Here is a 19,637-nt window from a genome sequence, read left to right as displayed (position 1 = left end):
GGCCGGGATAGCGCACGCTGCATGCGTGCTGGACTATCCCGCCCGGCTACTTACCCTTGAAAGGACTCTGACACGATGGTCGCCCAACAATCCGTTACCCGCCAACATGCCGATTGGCTTTCCCTGATCGAGGTCTCGGGCCCCTTCCTGAGCCTGCCTGTCCTGCAGGATGCGTTTCCGCAGGGCCTGGATTTAAAGGATGATGAGGCTGAGATGCGCCGCCGCCTGCGCCTGGCCTATGAGGAGTGGGCCGATAATCAGGAAGGCTCGCGGCCTGATCCTGCTATCCATCATCAATGGCTGCGCTTTGTGCTTGAAGAACTACTGGATATGCAGCCGAGCGCGCTCCTGGAGGGTCAGGATATTCCGGCCTCGCTGAGCTTTGAGCCGAAGGAGACTAATGAGACGATTCGCCCGACGCTGGTGATCAAGTCGCCTCATGAGCCGAAGCCACGCCTGCTGATCCAGTTGTATCCGAAGAATCAGCATCTACAGAAACCGATAGCAGGCAAAAGCTGGAAGGCCTATCCGGAGACGCGCATGATGGAGCTGCTGCGCAAAAATGGGCTGCGCCTCGGGCTGATTACGAATGGTGAGCACTGGATGCTGATCGATGCGCCGGCTGGTGAGACGACCGGCTACTACTCCTGGTATGCCTCGCTGTGGCTGGAGGAGAAGGTGACGCTGCGCGCCTTCCATAGCCTGCTGTGCATGCAGCGCTTCTTTAATGTGGAGGCCGACAAGACGCTGGAGGCGCTGCTGACGGAGAGTGCCAGCAAGCAGCAAGAGGTGACGACGCAGCTGGGTGATCAAGTGCGCCGCGCCGTCGAGGTGCTGGTGCAGACACTGGATCGCCTGGATAAGGATAGCGGTCGCGAGCTGCTCAAGGATGTTCCCGAGATCCAGCTCTATGAGGCAGCGCTGACGGTGATGATGCGCCTGGTCTTCCTGCTCTCGGCCGAGGAACGCAACCTGTTGCTGCTTGGAGATACCATCTATGATCGCAACTATGCCGCTTCGACGCTGCACCAGCAGTTGCGTGAGCAGGCTGATCAACACGGAGAAGAGGTACTGGGCCTGCGCTATGATGCCTGGAGCCGCCTGCTGGCGATCTTCCGCGTTGTCTATGGTGGTCTCGACCATGTGGATCTCCACATGCCAGCCTATGGTGGTCGCCTGTTTAATCCTGATCGCTTCCCCTTCCTGGAAGGGCGGGCCGCTGGCACACAGTGGAGCAAGGTGCCGGCGCAGCCGCTGCACATCGATAACCGCACTGTACTCTATCTACTCAACGCCCTGCAATACCTGCAGGTCCGCGTCGGAGGCTTTATCGAGCCGCGCCGCCTCTCGTTCCGTGGCCTGGATATCGAGCAGATTGGCCATGTCTATGAGGACTGCTGGACCATACGGTCAAGCGCGCCCCGGCCACCATCCTGGGACTCCAGGGCAGCGACAAGGCCGAGCCGGAAGTGCCGTTGGAAGAACTGGAACAACGCGCCAGCAAAGGTGAGAAGGTCTTGCTTGACTATCTGAAGGAAGTCACGGGCCGCAGTGAGGCCGCGCTCAAAAAGGGCCTGGATGTCCAGTTTGAGAAGCAGCAGGAGCGCAGCCGCCTGATGGAGGCCTGCGATAACCAGCAAGAAATCTTCCAGCGCGTGCTACCCTATGCCGGGCTGCTGCGCAAAGATACCTTCCAGAACTACACCATCATCACCGCCGGTTCCGTCTACATGACCAAAGGTAGCGACCGCCGCTCGACCGGCACCCACTACACCCCGAGAAGCCTGACCGAGCCGATCGTCCAGCACGCCCTGGATCCCCTTGTCTATCATGGACCCGCCGAAGGCTGGCCCGAAGAGCAATGGCAATTGCGCACAGCCGAAGAGATCCTCAGCCTGACCGTCTGCGACATCGCCATGGGCTCCGGAGCCTTCCTGGTCCAGGCCTGCCGCTACCTCTCCGAGAAACTCGTCCAGGCCTGGGAACAGACCGACCGCGAACTCAACATCAATAAGGTGCAGGCCATCCCCCAGAAGACGCCCAGCGGTCAGCTCTCCAGCGGAGAAGCCAGCGAAGAGATTATCCCACTCGACCGCGAAGAGCGCCTGATTATCGCCCGCCGCCTGGTCAGCGAACGCTGCATCTACGGCGTCGACATCAACCCGATGGCCGTCGAAATGGCCAAACTCTCCATGTGGCTGATCACCATGTCCAAAGGCCAACCCTTCACCTTCCTGGACCATGCCTTGAGGTGCGGCGATTCACTACTAGGAATCAGCGATAGACAACTAGCCAACTGGTCGATGGATGCCAAGTCTGGCGAGATCAGCCAAATGAGCAGAATTCGAGGGGCAACTGATAGCGCAGTGCCTAGAGCGACACAACTACGCAGGCAGATCCGCCTGCTCCACGAACACGATATCAGCGGCATCGAAACCAAAGAAAAAATGCTTAAAGAAGCCGATCAAGCTATGGAATTGATCAAACTCGGCGCAGACTTACTGATTGGCATCACATTGAGTGACGTAAAGAGACAAGCACATATCCAAGACACTCTTGGTAATGAATACATGCTGCTAATGCAAGCCTTTAGTGAAGGGATGTTCCAAAGCCAAAACCTAACAGTCCGAGACACAAATAATAATGAACTAAAGAGAATACATAGTGAAGTAGAGGGGTTGCTTAAAAATCGTAGGCCATTTCACTGGTACTTGGAATTTCCAGAAGTATTTCTTGGCAATGAAAAAGGAAATATGGGCTTTTCTGCAATTGTAGGCAACCCACCATTTCAGGGTGGAGCAAAAATAACCAATACATTGGGAGTCGTATATAGAGAATATTTAGTAAATTATATTGCTATGGGGAAAAGAGGCGGTCAAGCAGATTTATGTTCCTACTTTTTTCTTAGAGCTGGGACATTAATCACTAGCCATGGTCACTTTTCATTGTTAGCGACAAATACAATAGCCCAAGGGATACTTTAGATGTAGGTTTAGCTCAGTTACTTACAATTGACAACACAATATATAGAGCTACTCCTACTTATAAATGGCCCGGAGATGCATCTCTCGAAGTTTCACAAGTGTGGGTAAGAAAAGGTGACTGGAATGGTATCTATTGGCTAAACGGCAAAATAGTAAAACATATATCACCTCAACTCACTGCTTCTAACAGCAAATATACTAAACCAAAATCATTGTACGCAAATATGAAAAAATCATTTAAAGGACACAATATATATGGCAAAGGATTTGTACTTGAAACAAAAGAAGCAGAAATCATTTTAAAGATGGATTCAAGATATAAAGAAGTCACTAAGCCGTTTTTAAATGGGGAGGATTTAAATACACATTTTGAGCAAAATCCTAGTAGGTGGATTATTAATTTTCAAAATTGGTCTTTAGAAAAAGCACAAACTTATCCAATTTGTATCCAAATTGTAAGGGAAAAAGTTAAACCCGAAAGAGATCACAATAAACGTCTCAACCGACGTGAACAATGGTGGATATACGGTGATTATGCGAAGGGGCTCGAAAATGCTATTTCTGACATGAAACAGGTGTTAGTGGTTGCTCAAACAAGTAAATATCACAATTTTGTCTTTGTTCCAAACACAATGGTGTACGACCAAAAAGTTATTGTATTTGCGCTTAATTCTTTTACAGATTTTATTCAATTACAAACGAGTTTGCATACTGAATGGGTTTTAGCAAACAGTTCTACGTTGGGATTAACCCCCGTATATGCACCAAGCGATTGTTTTGAAACTTATCCATTTCCTCATAATACAACAAATCTAGAATTGAAAGGAAAAAGCTACTATAATCATCGCCAGTCCATTATGCAAACACGCCAGGAGGGTCTCACAAAAACTTACAATCGCTTCCATAATCCCAAGGAGCAATCACCAGACATAATCAAGCTGCGGGAACTACACAAGGAGATGGATGAGGCGGTCGCGCAGGCGTATGGGTGGGATGATCTGGCGTTGGAGCATGGCTTTCATGAGACGAAGCAGGGTTTGCGCTATACGATCAGTGAGGCGGCGCGGCAGGAGGTGTTGGATCGCTTGCTGTTGTTGAATCATCAGCGCCATGCGGAGGAGGTGGCGGCCGGGCTGGTGGATGAGAATGGCAAGCCCACGGCTAAGGGTAAGAAGTTGCTGGCTAAGGATGCCGATAACCAGCATGGTCGCGCTAAAAAGAATCAGGCGGGTAAGGATGGCGGCAACGGGCAGCATCCGGGCTCGGCGGCCGGCACTACTGATGACGAGCCTGGACAGGCTACATTGTTCGATCTTTAGAAAGGATTCATGATAAAGCTATGAGTAAAAAATGGGATATGGTGATGAAGCCGGCTTTTCTGGATTATCTGCTGAAGTTGCAGCCTAAAGAGATGAAGCAGGTACGCGAGAAGATTGAGCTGCTGGAGGTTAATCCGCTGCCAGATGGAAAGTTGAAGAAGCAGTTGACCCATATGGCTGGCCGCCCGTATCGGATCCGCTCTGGCGATTATCGGATCTTTTACACGTGCGCGCAGGATGTGGTCTGCATCTATAAGATGGATGATCGCGATGATGATACCTATAACGATACCGCCGCCCCGGAGGCCCCACCGTCATCCGATGTGCTGGGTCCGACCGTGATCAGTGGCGATGTGAGCACCAGCACGTCTTCCCAACCCGATTGGGATAAGATGTTTATGGCCCCATCAGACAGTAACCAGCTGCCAGAGCCAATTACGGTCGAGCTGCTCAATAAACTGCGTGTACCGGCCAGCTATCATACCCGCCTGCTGCGCATCAAGGATCAAGAGCGGCTGCTGGCATGTCCCGGCGTACCCGATGAGATCCTGCTGCGCATCGACGGCTATATGTTTGATCCTCCCATGGAAGAGGTCATCGAGCAGCCCAATCTGGTCTTGAACGATGTCGAGGATCTGCTGCGCTATAAAGAAGGCGAGCTGTTAGCCTTCCTGCTCAAACTCTCGCCCGATCAGGAGCGCTATGCGAGCTGGTCGATGCATAGCAGCGGCCCGACCCTGGTCAAGGGTGGACCCGGCACCGGCAAGAGTACGGTCGCCCTCTATCGCATCCGCTCGCTGCTCAAGCAGTTACTGGCATCCGGGCAGCGCCAGCCAAAGATCCTGTTCACCACCTACACCAACGCGCTGATCCGCTCATCGGAGCAACTACTCAGGCAGCTGCTTGGTCCCGACCATCAATATGTCAAAGTAGCCACCGCCGATAGTATAGCCCTGAAGATCCTCGCCTCCTGCCATCAGGAGAATCGCTATCAGATCGAGAAAAGCAGTGAGCACACGAAGAAGCTGCTCGCCAGGGCCATCGAAGAGACCAGCTTTAATGGCAACCAGCTCCAGCAGCTGGCGCAGCGCGACATCCTCAAGCGCATGGGCAATGACTATCTGATGGAGGAAATCGAGAAAATTATTATCGCCCGCCAGCTGACCAGCCAGGTGGACTATGCGAAGACCCACGCGCCGGCCGCAAGCTCCGTCTGAATGCCACCCAGCGCGCGGCGGTCTGGAATGTCTATCAGCACTGGCTGGAACTGCTGCATGCGCAGGGCAAGGAGACCTTTGCCTTGCGCCGCCTGCGCGCCGCCGAAATAGTAGAGCAGAGTCCGTTCTACCAGCAGTATGACGCCGTGGTCATCGACGAGGCCCAGGATCTGGATCCCAGCGCCTTGCGTATGCTGATCGCCCTCTGTAAAGCGCCCAATCGCCTCTTTATTACCGCCGACGCCAACCAGTCGATCTATGGCAGCAGCTTCTCCTGGTCCGATGTCCACGACAGCCTGCGCTTCCAGGGCCGCACCTGTGTCCTCAAAGCCAACTATCGCTCCACCGCCGAAGTCGGCGAGGCCGCGCTATCCTATTTGAATAATGAGGTATTAGAGCCCGAAGTCATCCAGGCCCAGTACATCAATAGCGGCCCCACGCCCGACGCCCGCACGGTCAGCAGCATCAACCATGAAGCCCAGCTGCTCGCCAACTATTTCAAACGGGCCAGCCGCACCCTGCGCCTGCCGATTGGCTCCTGCGCCGTCCTCTGTCCCAGCGAATCCGCTGGCCGTGGACTGGCCACCGCCCTGGAGAATCAAGGACTTGAAGCCACCTACATGGCTGGTCGCGACCTCGACCTCAGCCGGCCCGGCATCAAAGTCATCAACCTGAAATCCTCCAAAGGACTCGAATTCCCGATCGTCGCCCTGGCCGGCTTTAGCGCCACCAACTATCCCGTCATCCCGCTCGACGCCACCGACGAAGAGCGAGCCGAACACCTATCACGCGAGCGCCGCACCATGTTTGTCGGCATGACCCGAGCCATGCGAGCCCTGCTGGTGATCATCCCCCACGATACCACCACCCCGCTCCTCGAAGGCTTCGACCCACAATACTGGAACTTTAATCGCAAAATATAAACGCATCAAAAAAACAAGAAAGGTAACATCTCATTCAAAGATCAAGAGAAGCAATACCCGTAGGTTCGACCCTCGCGGTCGATTAACTCCCCCTACGATATCCTCTGCGCCAACGTGAAATGTGCGGCCGATTGGCTCGCCTCGCGATCACCGTTGGGGAGAAATCGACACGAGACGAGGCCAATGGCGGATTGATCATGCTATGCCGAGGATATCGGGGAGGAAACCAATCGGCCGCGAGGGCCGAACCTACGTTTGCGTTTTTATTGGTCTTTTGATGAGATGTCGCTTATTATTAACATAGACGATAAGGATGGGGATTTGGAAACGATTCGTCTGGCGGCACAATTGCCGTCTGCGTCTGAATTGCGACGCTTGAATAAAGAGTTACGCGCCGGGACGATCCAGCTGGATTGGAGTGCGGTCGCTCATGATGTGACTCCTGAGGATCTGGCTCCGCTTCTGAAGGGGTTGATCTTTCAAATGATATCGAGTTGCTGGGTGTGAGTACGATTTCGGAGGCGCTGAATCCGATTGTGGCGGCGGCCTTTAATCTGGGCCGCGATGATCGCGAGGCGACCGTTATCGGTAAGCCGATCGAGCTACCGGCGAAGCCGAAGATTACGAGCAGGCCTGAGCTATGGCTACCTGAAGATGAGCTGCCGGATCTGGAAGATATCGATGATGCGGAGCCGACGCGCAAGGTCGAGGTTCCGGTGCAGGTTAAAAATAAGCAAGCAGATGGACCTATCCTGCAAGCACGTATCCCTTCGCAGTATGAGATGCGCAATGAGCTGGAAGATTTGATGCTGCGCGACCTGCTCGGTCCGGCCGGGGGCGCGGAAGAGGAGGTGGATGAGTTCCGGGTCCATGACCGCTATCTGGTCGGGATCCTGGCTCCGCGCGATATGTCTATCCCGCCGGAGGAGCAGGAGAGTCAGGGGACGATTGAGAGCGGTGCGGAAGAGCAGGGTGAGCCTGAGACGGATGCTTCGCAGACGACCAGCCTCAGTCCTTCTTCGATTGGGATGAGCTTCTGCGTCGATCGCGCGACTACACAGCTACTGGTCACGGCCAGCTGGGGTCAGTATCTCAGGGCCGATAGTCAGGTCAAGCCCGAAGGTCAGGCTAAATCGAACAAGATCTGGAAACGTACACCACGCGGCGGCCAATCCCTGAAGATCCACCTGCGCGAGGGTACAATTGAGCAACAGAGCCCCGATACCGAGCAGCCAGACGTCTATATCAAAGGATTGGTGCGCCGTTCAGCCGATTTCTGGACGGTCACCATTTTCCTGGTTAATGGCCAGCGTGTGCAGTCGAAGAAGAACAGCGACTCGGCCTATCTCTTTCAGCCCGAGCTGAGTGTGGCCGCGCCGAACGGTGGCCAGATCTTCCAGCGCCGTCCATCCGAGCTTCAGAAGATCTATCAGGATGAGGATAAGGCGCTCTCGATGCTCTATCGCAAGCAGGTCGGTTTCGCCATCGGCCATGGTGTCAGCGTGCATGCCGAGACCCACGCGCAGGATTCCACCAGCGCCTACCGGCTCACGACGCGCTTTATTCCCAGCTATGATGTGCCGCGCACCGAGGCTCCTACGGCCGAGGATATTCCCGCCCTGGCCGATCTGTGTCTGGATATGCGCACCCTGGCCGCAGCGGAGATGGACGCGCTACCAGGCTTGCTACAACCCCTGGTCAGCACCTATACCACCTGGATCGATGAACAGGAGCGGCGTATCAGCGATCCTCAAGAGCATCTCCAGCCCTATGCCAAAGTCGCCCAGACAGCGATCGACAACTGCCGCCAGACATTACGGCGCATCGCGGCCGGTATCGCCCTGGTCGGGAGTGATCCGCAGGCGGCGCAGGCTTTTAGCTTTATGAATCGCGCCATGTGGCTCCAGCGCATCCATACGCTACTGGCAGAGGAGAAGCGGCGCAAGAGCTCTAAGGAGCTGGTGGATATCGATCAGCCGGGCAACCGCAGCTGGCGTCCCTTCCAGCTGGCCTTTATCCTGCTCAACCTGCCTGCCCTGACCGATCCCGCCCATGAGGATCGCCATGCAACGAAGGATGCCCTGGCTGACCTGCTCTGGTTCCCGACCGGTGGTGGTAAGACCGAGGCCTATCTGGGCCTGACTGCCTATACGCTGGGCATTCGTCGCCTCCAGGGTGTGATCGAGGGGCGCTCCGGCGAGGATGGGATCGCGGTAATTATGCGCTATACCCTGCGCCTGCTGACCCTGCAACAGTTTCAGCGCGCGGCCGCCCTGATCTGCGCCTGCGAGATTATCCGCCGGGGCGGGACCAGCACCTGGGGCCAGACTCCGTTCCGCCTGGGACTCTGGGTAGGACAGCGCTCCACGCCTAATACGACCAGCGATTCGGCCGAGGCGATCAATCAGGCCCGCGATGCCAGCAAGTACAGCAACAACACTGGCAACCCGCGTCAGATTACGCATTGTCCCTGGTGTGGCCTTGAGATTGAGGCCGGCAAAGATATCCTGGTTGAGAGCTATGAAAAAGGCCGTGGCCGCACCCTGGTCTACTGTAGTGATCCATTTGGAACATGTCCGTTCAGTCGTGCTAAATCCAATGCAGAGGGTATCCCTGTACTGGTGGTCGATGAAGAGATCTATCGCCTGCTGCCCGCGCTGCTGATCGCGACCGTCGATAAGTTTGCCCAGCTCCCCTGGAAGGGCGAGACGCAGATGCTCTTCGGCCAGGTGGATCAATATTGTGAGCGCCATGGCTTCCGCTCACCTGAGATCAAGGATAGTGATAGGCACCGGCCGGTCGGCAAACTTACAGAGGCGCGCAGCTATCCCCAGACTCCTTTGCGACCACCCGATCTGATTATTCAAGACGAGCTGCACCTGATCTCTGGTCCATTGGGAACACTGGTCGGACTCTATGAGACGGCCGTCGATCACCTGGCAACCTGGACCTATAAAGGCCAGCAGGTGCGGCCCAAGGTGATTGCGGCCACCGCCACGATTCGCCAGGCCAGCAAACAGGTCGAGGCGCTCTTTATGCGTACCGTCAATATCTTTCCGCCGCAGGGTCTGGATGTCGAGGATAACTTTTTCTCGCTCCAGCGCAAGCCAGGACCCGAGGCGCCGGGTCGCCGCTATCTGGGCATCTGCGCCAATGGCCGCCGTATGAAGGCCGCGCAGATCCGTGTCTATCTGTCCCTGCTGGCCGGTGCCCAGCTGCTCTACCAGAAATATGGAGCCAGCTCGGATCCCTGGATGACGCTGGTCGGCTACTTTAACTCGATGAGTGAGCTGGGCGGGATGCGCCACCTCGTCGATGATGATATCAGTAACCGCATCTGGCGTATGGACAAACGTGGACTGGGCAACCGCAATCGCCCTAAAGTCCAGGAACTGACCTCACGCGTCAGCTCAGGTGATATTCCCGAGGTATTGAGTAGCCTGGAACAAGGCTTTGGCATTGAGGGGAGTCCCAAACCCATCGATGTCTTGCTGGCCACCAATATGATCTCTGTGGGCGTCGATATCAAGCGCCTCGGCCTGATGGTCGTGACGGGACAACCCAAGACGACCTCGGAATATATTCAGGCCACCAGCCGCGTCGGTCGTAATGCGCCGGGACTGGTCTGTACGGTCTATAACTGGGCGCGCCCACGTGATCTGTCGCACTATGAGCAGTTCGAGCACTATCACGCTACCTTCTATCAACACGTCGAGGCGCTCTCCGTCACCCCCTTTGCGCCGCGTGCCCTGGATCGTGGGCTGGCCGCCCTGCTCGTCAGCATGGTCCGTCTGACCGGTGGCCGCTTCAACAAAAACGACAGCGCCAGCCAGATCACCGATGATCCAGCGTTACTTGAACAGGCCATCGAGATCATCTCTCAGCGAGCCAATGCGATAGGAGAGGTGGAAGCCAGCGAGCGGGTCCGGCATGATTTAAAGCTCCTGCAAGCCTACTGGCTCAAACAGGCCAACACGCATGCCACCCTCAACTATAAAGAGGAGCGCAACGGCATGGTCAGATTGCTCAAAGAACCCAGGCGCGGCAAGTGGGAACCCTTTACCTGCCTGAACTCGATGCGCAACGTCGAACCGGCAGTCCAGTTATTGATCGATGAACGCCCACTCGGTGATCCCAATGATACTGAGCATGAGGAAGATATGTTGGAGGAGACAAACTAAATGGCCCCATTTATCAAAAAACATCCCGTTGGCGAGCTACGCCCCAGCCAGCTGATCCTTTCCTATGGTGTCGGTGCGATTGTGGATCTGCCGCATATGTCCACCCTGATCATGGGCATCGACGACTGGGACACGCGTACCTCAGAAGAGATCATCGAGCCACGCCTGCTGGAAGCCATCCAATCCGTGATGGGTCCCCAGGTCAAGCACCTGCTGACCCCATCGACCGCCGAAAGAACCGGCAAGAATCCCAGCTATGTCGGTGTACCCGTCGCCGCCTTTCCACGCTGGATGGTCTGCCCGTCCTGTCGGCTGCTGGCCTCGGTGGATGATGGTTTCTTCAAGCTGAAAAGCTACGACTTCCATCCTGATCGCACCAGCTATCGCCACGAAAATTGTCCCAAAGGCAAGAATCCCATCGTCGTCCCCTCGCGCTTCCTGATCGCCTGCACGGCCGGCCACCTCGACGATTTTCCCTGGCACCACTTTATCCACGGACCCGCCCCCTGTAAAGCCTCCCTCTACATGAGTGAGCGCGGCATCACCGGTGAGCCATCCGACATCCGGGTCGAATGCCGGACCTGCAAGAAGAGCAGAATTATGTCTGAGGCCTTTGCCTTTACCACAAATGAGGAGAAAAGCTATACCCCGACCTGCACTGGCCGCCGTCCACATCTACGCCAGTATGCAAAAAAAAGCCTGCCTGCAGCCGGCCAGGACCACCCTGCTCTCAGCCTCAAACACCTGGTTTCCCCTGGGCTATACCTCGCTCTCGATACCGAAGGTGAAGACCAGCTGGCCCAACTGATCGAGGATCACTGGTCTATCCTCCAGGCCGCGAGCAACCAGGAGATGCTCAAGATCTATATGCAGATCCCACACATCCAGGAAAAGCTGGGCGAGTATAGTCTTGAGACCATCTGGCAGGCCATCGCGAAGAAAAACCAGGACGAACCAACCGCGATTGTGCGCCCCCGCGATCTCAAGCTCCCGAGTGGCGCGTACTGATTGATCCAGTCAATGCGCCCCACACCGACGACTTCGAGATCCTGCCGGCCGAGATGACCACTGGCTATGAGCAATATATCCAGCAGGTTGTGCTGGTTGAACGCCTGCGCGAAGTAATGGCGCTGACCGGCTTCACACGCATCGAGTCGCTCAACGACTTCGCCGAAGAAAAAGAGCTGCCCAAAGATCATATCATGCCTCTCTCCAAACGCTCGCCCGAGTGGTTACCAGCCACAGAGGTACGTGGCGAGGGCATCTTTATCCAGTTCCGTGAAGAAGCCATCCAGGCATGGCTCAATAAAAGCGCGGTACAGGAACACAATGAAACCTTCTATGAGGCCCATAAACGCTGGCGTGACGTGCGCAGTATGGTCGATATCGAGGCCAATTATCCCGACATGCGCTATGTCCTGCTGCATAGCTTCGCCCACGCCCTGATCCGACAACTCACCCTGCACTGTGGCTATGCCGCCGCCAGTATCCGTGAGCGCATCTACTCACAGTCAGCCACCGAGGAAGGCGGGGCCATGGCCGGCATCCTGCTCTATACCGCCGCCTCCGATAGCGAAGGCACGCTCGGCGGCCTGGTCAGCCAGGGCAAGGATATGGGCTACCACATCGGCGGCGTCATCGACGACATGGAATATTGCGCCTCCGATCCACTCTGCGCCGAGCACGTCAGTCTCGAAGACAACACCCTGCACGGAGCCGCCTGTCACGCCTGTATGTTCATCCCCGAAACCTCCTGCGAAAAAGGCAACCGCTACCTGGACCGCTCCGTGCTGGTCAAAACCGTCGAACGTGACAACCTGGCCTTTCTCAAAAGAATTACTGAAAATGAATAATAATGAATAATAAAGGTTAATCCATGGCAAAAACATTCAATGAAATCGTCACAGCATATCTGGCTGATCATGACTATATTGAGGGTAGAAAGCAAAAAGCCAGCTTGCGTGATGCCAACCTGCCTGCATTACATAGTACAGTCCAAAGCTTTGTGCAGGCAGAGATCTCCTTGAAAACACTGATGGCACAGCTAACAACCATCCTCCACAACCAGGAAGATTGGGGAGCGACCGGCTTCGGGTTTATGATGGAGATGAACAAATTAAATAAATATCATAATGATGATAACAGTAACGCAGAGATCCATTTCCGCAATAGTGTAAAAGGACTCAGCAGTGCGAACCTGGGACAGCATATAGAGGCCTTCTATTATTTTCTGCTACAAGAAAGGGAGCGGCTGCGTAGAGCAGGAAAAAGTAGTGGCATGATCATTCCTCCTACTCGGAGCGCCTTTATCATGTCCCTCTTCGCACGCTGGCTGGATCCCACGCATCCAACCTGTATCTATTATGAAAGTCTGCGCAAAGGTATCTATACACTCGTTCAGGCCGGATTACTTCCTCAATTACCGAAATCGATGTTCAATGCAAATAACATAGAAATAAAAAAAGCAGATGAGCATAGAGAAATAGTGCGTCTACTGGAATTCGTGAGCCGCCAGGCCCCTGAGCTTGTCCAATCACATTATTGGGATGATGCCTTTTTTTCATGGGTTGGTAGAGAATTTCACACATTATCGTCCGATACGCCTACACTGATTATCAAAGATGCCGATAATAGTGATATCCTGACCGGCAAGACGGGTCAACTGGGAGTGATAAAAGATCCACCTGGACTCTATGAAACGTCTGTGCATCAGCCCAATACTGCTACGGACACAGACGCACCAGCCGAGACACTCCTGATCGAGCATATACCCTTGAAGCCAACGCCGGAGCCACTACTTACCGAACTTATCCACAGAGTCCAGCAACACATCCTGGTCGATGAAAAGGTCGTCAGGCGCATCTACTATGCCCTGCTGGCCGGCCACGTGATCCTGACCGGACCTCCAGGAACCGGTAAGACAGAGTTGGCGCGTATCATTCCTGAAATCCTCTGGCAAAGTCAGGCCAGCCCCAACCCACAGAGTGACACGGAAGATGATGAGCAGGCGCTAGCCGCTAGCTACCTGACCGACAGCGCCTACACCACGCGTTTAGTCACCGCCACCGACGATTGGAGTACGCGTACCCTGATCAGTGGCATCATGCCGCAAAGCCAGAATGGGATACTGAACTACACCATTCAGTTTGGCCATCTCACCTCCACCATCCTCAACAACTGGTCCTTCCAGGGCGAAAAATTCGAGGAATGGAGCGCTCTGAGCCTGCTGCGCACACGCCTGACCACGCATAGCGGCATCGATCGTACAAAGATTAGCACCTTTAGAGGTCAATGGCTGGTCATCGACGAATTCAATCGTGCGCCCATCGATCTCGCCTTTGGTGACGCCCTCACCGCCCTGGGAGGCAATGAGGTCCTACGCGTCACACTGGAAAACGGCAGTGCCGAACTCCCCATCCCGCAGGATTTCCGCATCATCGGCACCTTAAATAGCTTTGATCGCAGCTACCTTAATCAGATCAGCGAAGCCCTCAAGCGCCGCTTCTCGTTCGTCGAGATATTACCGCCAACCCGCGCCCAGAGCCAGGCCGAGCAGGGTATCGTATTGTATAAAGCCCTCAAAAAAGTTGCCCATCTCAGCGCAGCCATAGAAGTACGCGACGACAACATCAACTGGAACAGTATCTCCGTCAGCACCGAGCCAGACGGTAGCTATTCGATCCTCTGGGAAGAGGAAAACAACGCCTTCCAGACAGCCTTCGCCGCCGCCTGGCGCGTCTTTGAAATCATCCGTATCTATCGCCAGCTCGGTACAGCCCAGGCCATCAACCTGCTACGCCACATGCTGATCGCCGGCATCCTGCAAAACTATAATACCCATGAACAATGGATCAGCGAAGCCCTGGACGCCGCCCTCTGCGACACCATCGCCGACCAGCTCCAGGTCCTGCTACCCGACGAAATCGAAGCCCTCTTACTCTATCTCACCACGCCCGCCGACACCTTTCCAGTCGCCTACACCAGACTCCTGGACAAACTCAACAGCATGCCGCAGCGCCTCTATAGCCAGCTGCTCTCACTCGCCAGCGTCACCAACCCGAACGGCCACCCATTCCTGACCGCCGCCCAGGTTGAACAACTCGCCAATCAAGATCGCCCGGAGGTACCCGCAACCATACTCACAGGATTATTCCAGCTACAACCCGAAACCGACAACCTGCCACAATTCACCCGCCGCCTGCGCTCATTCAAAGCCGAACGCGGCCTGTAAACGCATGATAAACACGACACGTAGGTTCGATCCTTGCGATCGATTGGTATCCCCACGATCACCTTCGGCCATCACGACACGTAGGTTCGATCCTTGCGATCGATTGGTATCCCCACGATCACCTTCGGGGTGTCATTAACGACGGGCGTGGTCATCGGGGACGGTATCATGGGACCGGGAGGTTGTCGGGGGCGAGACAATCGACCACGAGGGTCGAACCTACGTCTCATATTTATTGGTCATTTGAGGTGATGAGACATGTTATCGGGCCATCACCTCACGTGGGTTTTGAGGATACAAATATATGCTTTCAGACATTACCGAAGCTCAACAATGGTCTCAACGCTTGCAGCGGCGGGTGATACGCTTGCTGCTGCAACATGATGCAGCTCTGTTTCGACAGCAGTTTCGTTTGTTTACGGCGCAGAGCCAGTTGCCGCAGATTCCGCTGCTGCAATATTATGATCAGGCTATCAAGCTGCAATTTCTGAGCAATGAGCTCCTGGACGATATCCTGCCCCGTATCCGCCGTCAGCTGAGTCTGAAGACGACGCATAAGCGCTTGCTGGAGGAGGCACCGACGCGTGGCGAGATCGATTGGCCACAGACCATCCAGCGCAGTCAGCAGCATACACCTGGACAGCTGCCATTGCAATTGCTGACCCGCGTACGGCAAAGGGATATGGAGACGCCCGAGAACGTGCTGGCAGTGGCTCTGACGCTGCAATTGCGCCAGGAGCTACAACAGGCTATGAATACGCCATTTGAAGATGAGGAGCTGAGTCGTCTGGAGCGTCAGTTCTTCAGCAGCGCGGATGAGCACGCGCAACGTGAGCTGGCCACAACGCATGCTCGCCAGCTCAAGGCACAGGCCAGTAGCGCCTCAATCCCTGCCCTGGTCCAGCAGGTCACGCATACACTCAGACCAGGAGCCAGCCCGTATCGCGATCTGCTCCACTGGTGGCAACGCTTCTCCCAGTTCCGGGTCGGCAGGATCGATCAGGATAAGGTCCTGGCCCTGAGCAGTACGCGCCAGGGTGAGAAGACCGATGCATGGCTATACGAATTGTGGGTCGAGCTGGAATTGATCCATCTCTTGCATGAGGAAAGCAGTATCACTCCCAACGATGTTACGATCAATAGTGACCGCTTACAATGCACTTTCACCTGGCAAAACCGCCGCTTCCGCCTGCTCTACAATCGCCAGCTCGACACCAGCACCGGCTATCAAGCCGACTGGCAACATGGCCCAGCTTCGCGCCCTGACTATACGATAGAGCGGGAAAAGCCATTGGAGATCCGCCATCAGCAGCAACTCATCTGGCGTGAGCCAGCGGTTATTCTAGATGCCAAATATTACCTCAACGGCAGCGACCCCACGCTCACCCACAATCCCATCAAAAAGATGCTCGGCGATATGTCATTAATGGGAGCCAGCACAGGAGCCCTCTTCTTTCCGACGATTGCCGAGCCGCTAGCTGAACAAGAGCAACATACACGCATCATCCAGCGGAGTGGTCAGCAATATCAGCAACAGCCGAGCAGCCAGAGCATCAGCCTCTATCGCTTGTATCCAGACATGCCTTTTGCCAGCCTGCAACAACGCCTGCGCGCCATCCTGGATATGGCAGCACAGGCACTACCCGAACGCCCCCAACCCATCTGCCTGGGCATCCGCCTCAATCCTCATATGCAACAAACCATCCTCTGCCCTAAACCCCACATCGGACCCAACATCTTCGACCTCGTCCAACGCCAAAGTGACTGCCTGCAAAGCCCCAGACTCTGCCACGTCATCGGCCAGAACATCACCCCCCGTAGCGGCAAAGCCAATACGTTTCTGTGAAGACTCCATGGCGTAGCATCGCGTACGTGGAGGGGGCGCCACACGCGGAGGCCGCACTGCTGCGTATCCACAGGCCAGCGTGCTCGAACGACCCGCAGTGCTGTGGCGCCTACAGGGATCGTGTGTGCCGTGCCGTTGCCTGCTCACATAGCAACGTGATAGAAGAGCGCGTGGCCCTACCCGTACAGTGCGGAGAGGTTCACGAAACACGATCCGTGTCATGTAGGCGCCACAGGCATGCGCTGCTCGTTGAGCACCTCGCTCCATGATCACGCCGCATGCCGGCCTTCTACGTTATACTTTTGGCATGAGTACTGAATGCTTCACTTGGACAGCAGAAAGGATGATGCGATAGAGTGAAGCAACGGGACTCCACCTGGAAAATACCCTGCCGGCCCGCGGCTCTTCTTCGCGAAGAGACTGCCAACGCGAGACCTGTATTTCCAGGTGCTTTCCAAGGTCGTAATCACACGAGAGCGTTGCGCTTCGAGCGCCAGTAGAAGGCTCGATCCGCCTTGGAGCGTTCCCTTTCATTTCAAAGGAGCATTGCTATGTGGTTTACTGGTATCGATTGGGCTGACACCCATCATGATGTGGTCGTCCTCGACCATGAAGGAGCGCTGTGCCTGCGCCTACGGATTGACCATACTGCCGCAGGAGTTGCCTCCTTGATTACGCGCTTACGCGCACTTACTGGCCCCGATCATCAAGATGAGATGATCTGTGTGCTGGAAACCAAGACCAATTTACTCGTGACCGCTTTGCTGAAGGCCAATTTTGTCCCGTATCCTATCAATCCTAAAACGGTTGATCGCTGGCGTCCCGTCTCCGGCGCCAAATCCGACCTGCTTGATGCCTACACCCTGGCCAAAATCGCCCGCAGTGATTGGCGTGATTTGAGGCCCCTGCATCTGCCAGAGCAGGGGTTGCAGGAACTGCAACTGTTGGTGCGTGATCAGCAGGGATTGATTGGAGCGCAGACGCGTCTGGCGAATCAACTCCGCGCGTGCTTGAAAGCGTACTACCCGGTGGTCCTCGACGCCTTTGACAAGGGGACCACGTTGCAGAAAAGTTTGCTCGCTTTCATCGTCGCCTATCCGACTCCTGAGCAGGCACGTCAGGCAAGCGTAGAGGAGCTGACCCAGATCTTCAAACAGGCACGCCATCCTCATCCCCTACCGTGTGCGCAACGGGTCTGGCCACTGCTTCAACAACCGCACCTGGAGGCGAGCGCGGCGGTGGTGCATGCCAAATCCCGACTGGCGCAAACGCTGGTCGCCCAACTGCACACCCTCATGGCGCAGATCCATGACTATGATCTGGCCATTGAGGAGCTCTATCAGCAGCAAGATGAATATGAGGTCTTCGCGAGCCTCCCCAATTCTGGCAAGCGATTGGGCCCGCGGTTGCTGGCGGAGTTGGCGGTCATTGACCCTCATGAAGCCACTGTCGCCGTCGCGCAACAACTCGCAGGCACCGCTCCAGTCACCAAACAAAGCGGCAACAGTCGCTATGTAGTGCAACGCCAAGCGTGTAGCAAAACGCTTCGCGCTACAGTGTATCTGTTGGCGGCAGAGAGTTGCAAGAACATCAGTTGGGCGCGAGCGTATCATGACCAGAAAAAGAAGCAAGGCAAAAAGAGTGCGACCATTTTTCGGGGGCTGGCCAATACATGGCTTCGGATTATCTGGGCGATGCGGCGCAAGAAAGAGACCTATCAGGAGGACACGTTTGTACAAGCCCAGGCTCGCCATGCGCCAGCGGCCGCCTGAGCGGTGCGTGCTGCCGTGATCTGCACGGCATGCCGTGCAGATCACGGCAGCACGCGACAGCGGAGCACCCAGAGATCCGCGATTGGAACCGATACAGCAACTCTTTGCTTCAATGGGAGAGCCTCTGGCGCCCGTGGAGTCAAGGGGGAAGAGCAGCGGGCTTGAGACCACGGCGAGTCAAAAGCGAAACGAGCCTCACCCATTGAACGACCGTACCCTGTCTCATCATCTGGGTGTGCTGTTGCACACCCAGCATCAGGGCACTGGGTCAGTCTGTGCTCAAAAAGCCTTCGGGATATGAGCTGAAAAGGTCTTTTTTGGCCCCCCTTGACAGAGAGCGTCTCGCGTGTGGCGCCCTCTCCACGGACGATTCGCTACTTTTCTACACAGCATCTTTTGCAGTCACAAAAGTGCTTAAACGAAAATAATGGACGCAAAGGTCGAAACTATATATACATTTTTATCGATCATGTAATGATGGGGAAAGAGTAGCGGTGCAGAAATCAAGCCAACATAAGACAATTCTGCACAGTGTCTTAAGGTCTTCTTTTCTTAAGTTCTTAAGTTGGAACAAGCGTTCGATGACTGGGCATCGAGCAAAGCCACCGCAGCCTGCGCCACATGGGTAGCCGATTAGTAGGTCCGAACATGCGTGCTTGCAGATAGGCGCCATCCATGAGCAACATGAGTTGATCGGCTAGCACCTCCGGCTGCTGCGCGCCTGCCTGCACGGCCATTTCGTGAAAACGTGCACGAACCGCTTGCTTATGCTCCAGGGCCAGACGATGCCCAGGATATGTTTCATCGGGAAACTCGGTGGCCACATGCAGAAATGGGCAACCATGACATATTGGGCTGGAAACATACGCCTCCAACGCTTCAAAAAACGCCACCAGTTGGGCGCGTGGATCATCTGGATGCGGGCTAACAGCCTGCTCAAACCAGGTCCAGAATAGCTCATTCGAGCGTTCTAAATACGCCACGATTAAGGCATCTTTCGAGGAAAAATGCCGATAGAGGCTCATTTTCGCGACCCCAGAACGACTGATAATAGTATCAACACCTACCGCACGATAGCCCTCACGGAAAAACAGGTCCGCAGCGGTATCCAGAATCTGCTGCCGTGCGGAACGAGGCGAACTAGTTTTCATGACCTTTCCTTCT

Annotated in this window: 11 protein-coding genes and 1 pseudogene; 11 read left to right on the top strand and 1 reads right to left on the bottom strand. The window is 55.2% G+C overall.

All coding sequences use genetic code 11. The features are described from left to right. Nucleotides 1-75: 75 nt before the first annotated feature. The 11 genes and pseudogenes from KDW_RS33125 to KDW_RS23050 all read left to right on the top strand — a co-directional run bounded on the left by KDW_RS33125 (nucleotide 76) and on the right by KDW_RS23050 (nucleotide 18,473). The gene (locus tag KDW_RS33125) at nucleotides 76-1,533 is read left to right on the top strand and encodes a type IIL restriction-modification enzyme MmeI (RefSeq protein ID WP_198925459.1); all 1,458 of its coding nucleotides are present in this window, start codon (nucleotides 76-78) and stop codon (nucleotides 1,531-1,533) included. Beyond that, nucleotides 1,476-2,984 carry an Eco57I restriction-modification methylase domain-containing protein gene (locus KDW_RS33120; RefSeq protein ID WP_198925457.1) on the top strand — a complete coding sequence of 503 codons (1,509 nt, stop codon included), beginning with the start codon at nucleotides 1,476-1,478 and terminating at the stop codon, nucleotides 2,982-2,984. The genes KDW_RS33125 and KDW_RS33120 overlap by 58 nt, the downstream gene beginning before the upstream one ends. A gap of 98 nt (nucleotides 2,985-3,082) precedes the next feature. Further along, on the top strand, nucleotides 3,083-4,303 hold the full coding sequence (locus KDW_RS33115) for a type IIL restriction-modification enzyme MmeI (RefSeq protein WP_151758281.1): 1,221 nt from the start codon (nucleotides 3,083-3,085) through the stop codon (nucleotides 4,301-4,303). Nucleotides 4,304-4,323: 20 nt separating this feature from the next. Next, nucleotides 4,324-5,520, top strand: a complete 1,197-nt coding sequence (locus KDW_RS23080) for a UvrD-helicase domain-containing protein (RefSeq protein WP_151758280.1) — start codon at nucleotides 4,324-4,326, stop codon at nucleotides 5,518-5,520. Then, nucleotides 5,517-6,443 carry a 3'-5' exonuclease gene (locus KDW_RS23075; protein ID WP_151758279.1) on the top strand — a complete coding sequence of 309 codons (927 nt, stop codon included), beginning with the start codon at nucleotides 5,517-5,519 and terminating at the stop codon, nucleotides 6,441-6,443. The genes KDW_RS23080 and KDW_RS23075 overlap by 4 nt, the downstream gene beginning before the upstream one ends. A 321-nt stretch (nucleotides 6,444-6,764) precedes the next feature. Continuing rightward, nucleotides 6,765-6,950, top strand: coding sequence for a hypothetical protein (locus KDW_RS33110; protein WP_198925453.1), 186 nt, complete (start codon nucleotides 6,765-6,767; stop codon nucleotides 6,948-6,950). After that, nucleotides 6,947-10,624, top strand: coding sequence for a DISARM system helicase DrmA (gene drmA, locus KDW_RS23070; RefSeq protein ID WP_198925451.1), 3,678 nt, complete (start codon nucleotides 6,947-6,949; stop codon nucleotides 10,622-10,624). Before KDW_RS33110 ends, drmA begins: the two co-directional genes overlap by 4 nt. Then, nucleotides 10,625-12,477: pseudogene (gene drmB, locus KDW_RS36110) on the top strand (DrmB family protein). A gap of 23 nt (nucleotides 12,478-12,500) precedes the next feature. After that, the gene (locus KDW_RS23060) at nucleotides 12,501-14,855 is read left to right on the top strand and encodes an AAA family ATPase (RefSeq protein ID WP_151758278.1); all 2,355 of its coding nucleotides are present in this window, start codon (nucleotides 12,501-12,503) and stop codon (nucleotides 14,853-14,855) included. 304 nt (nucleotides 14,856-15,159) lie between these two features. Next, a complete protein-coding gene (locus tag KDW_RS23055; protein WP_151758277.1) occupies nucleotides 15,160-16,701 on the top strand; it encodes a hypothetical protein in 1,542 nt (513 codons plus the stop codon). A 551-nt stretch (nucleotides 16,702-17,252) separates the two neighbouring features. Beyond that, nucleotides 17,253-18,473: an IS110 family RNA-guided transposase gene (locus KDW_RS23050; protein ID WP_151758276.1), complete on the top strand. Its 1,221-nt coding sequence runs from the start codon at nucleotides 17,253-17,255 to the stop codon at nucleotides 18,471-18,473. Nucleotides 18,474-19,033: 560 nt separating this feature from the next. Here KDW_RS23050 and KDW_RS23045 read toward each other — a convergent pair. Next, on the bottom strand, nucleotides 19,034-19,624 hold the full coding sequence (locus KDW_RS23045; RefSeq protein WP_151758275.1) for a TetR/AcrR family transcriptional regulator: 591 nt from the start codon (nucleotides 19,622-19,624) through the stop codon (nucleotides 19,034-19,036). Between the last annotated feature and the right edge of the window lie 13 nt (nucleotides 19,625-19,637).

The organism is Dictyobacter vulcani (genome assembly GCF_008974265.1).
GTDB classification, from domain to species: Bacteria; Chloroflexota; Ktedonobacteria; order Ktedonobacterales; family Ktedonobacteraceae; genus Dictyobacter; species Dictyobacter vulcani.
The sequence above is the reverse complement of the archived record's forward strand: the minus strand, read 5'-3'. Positions and strand labels throughout refer to the sequence as shown.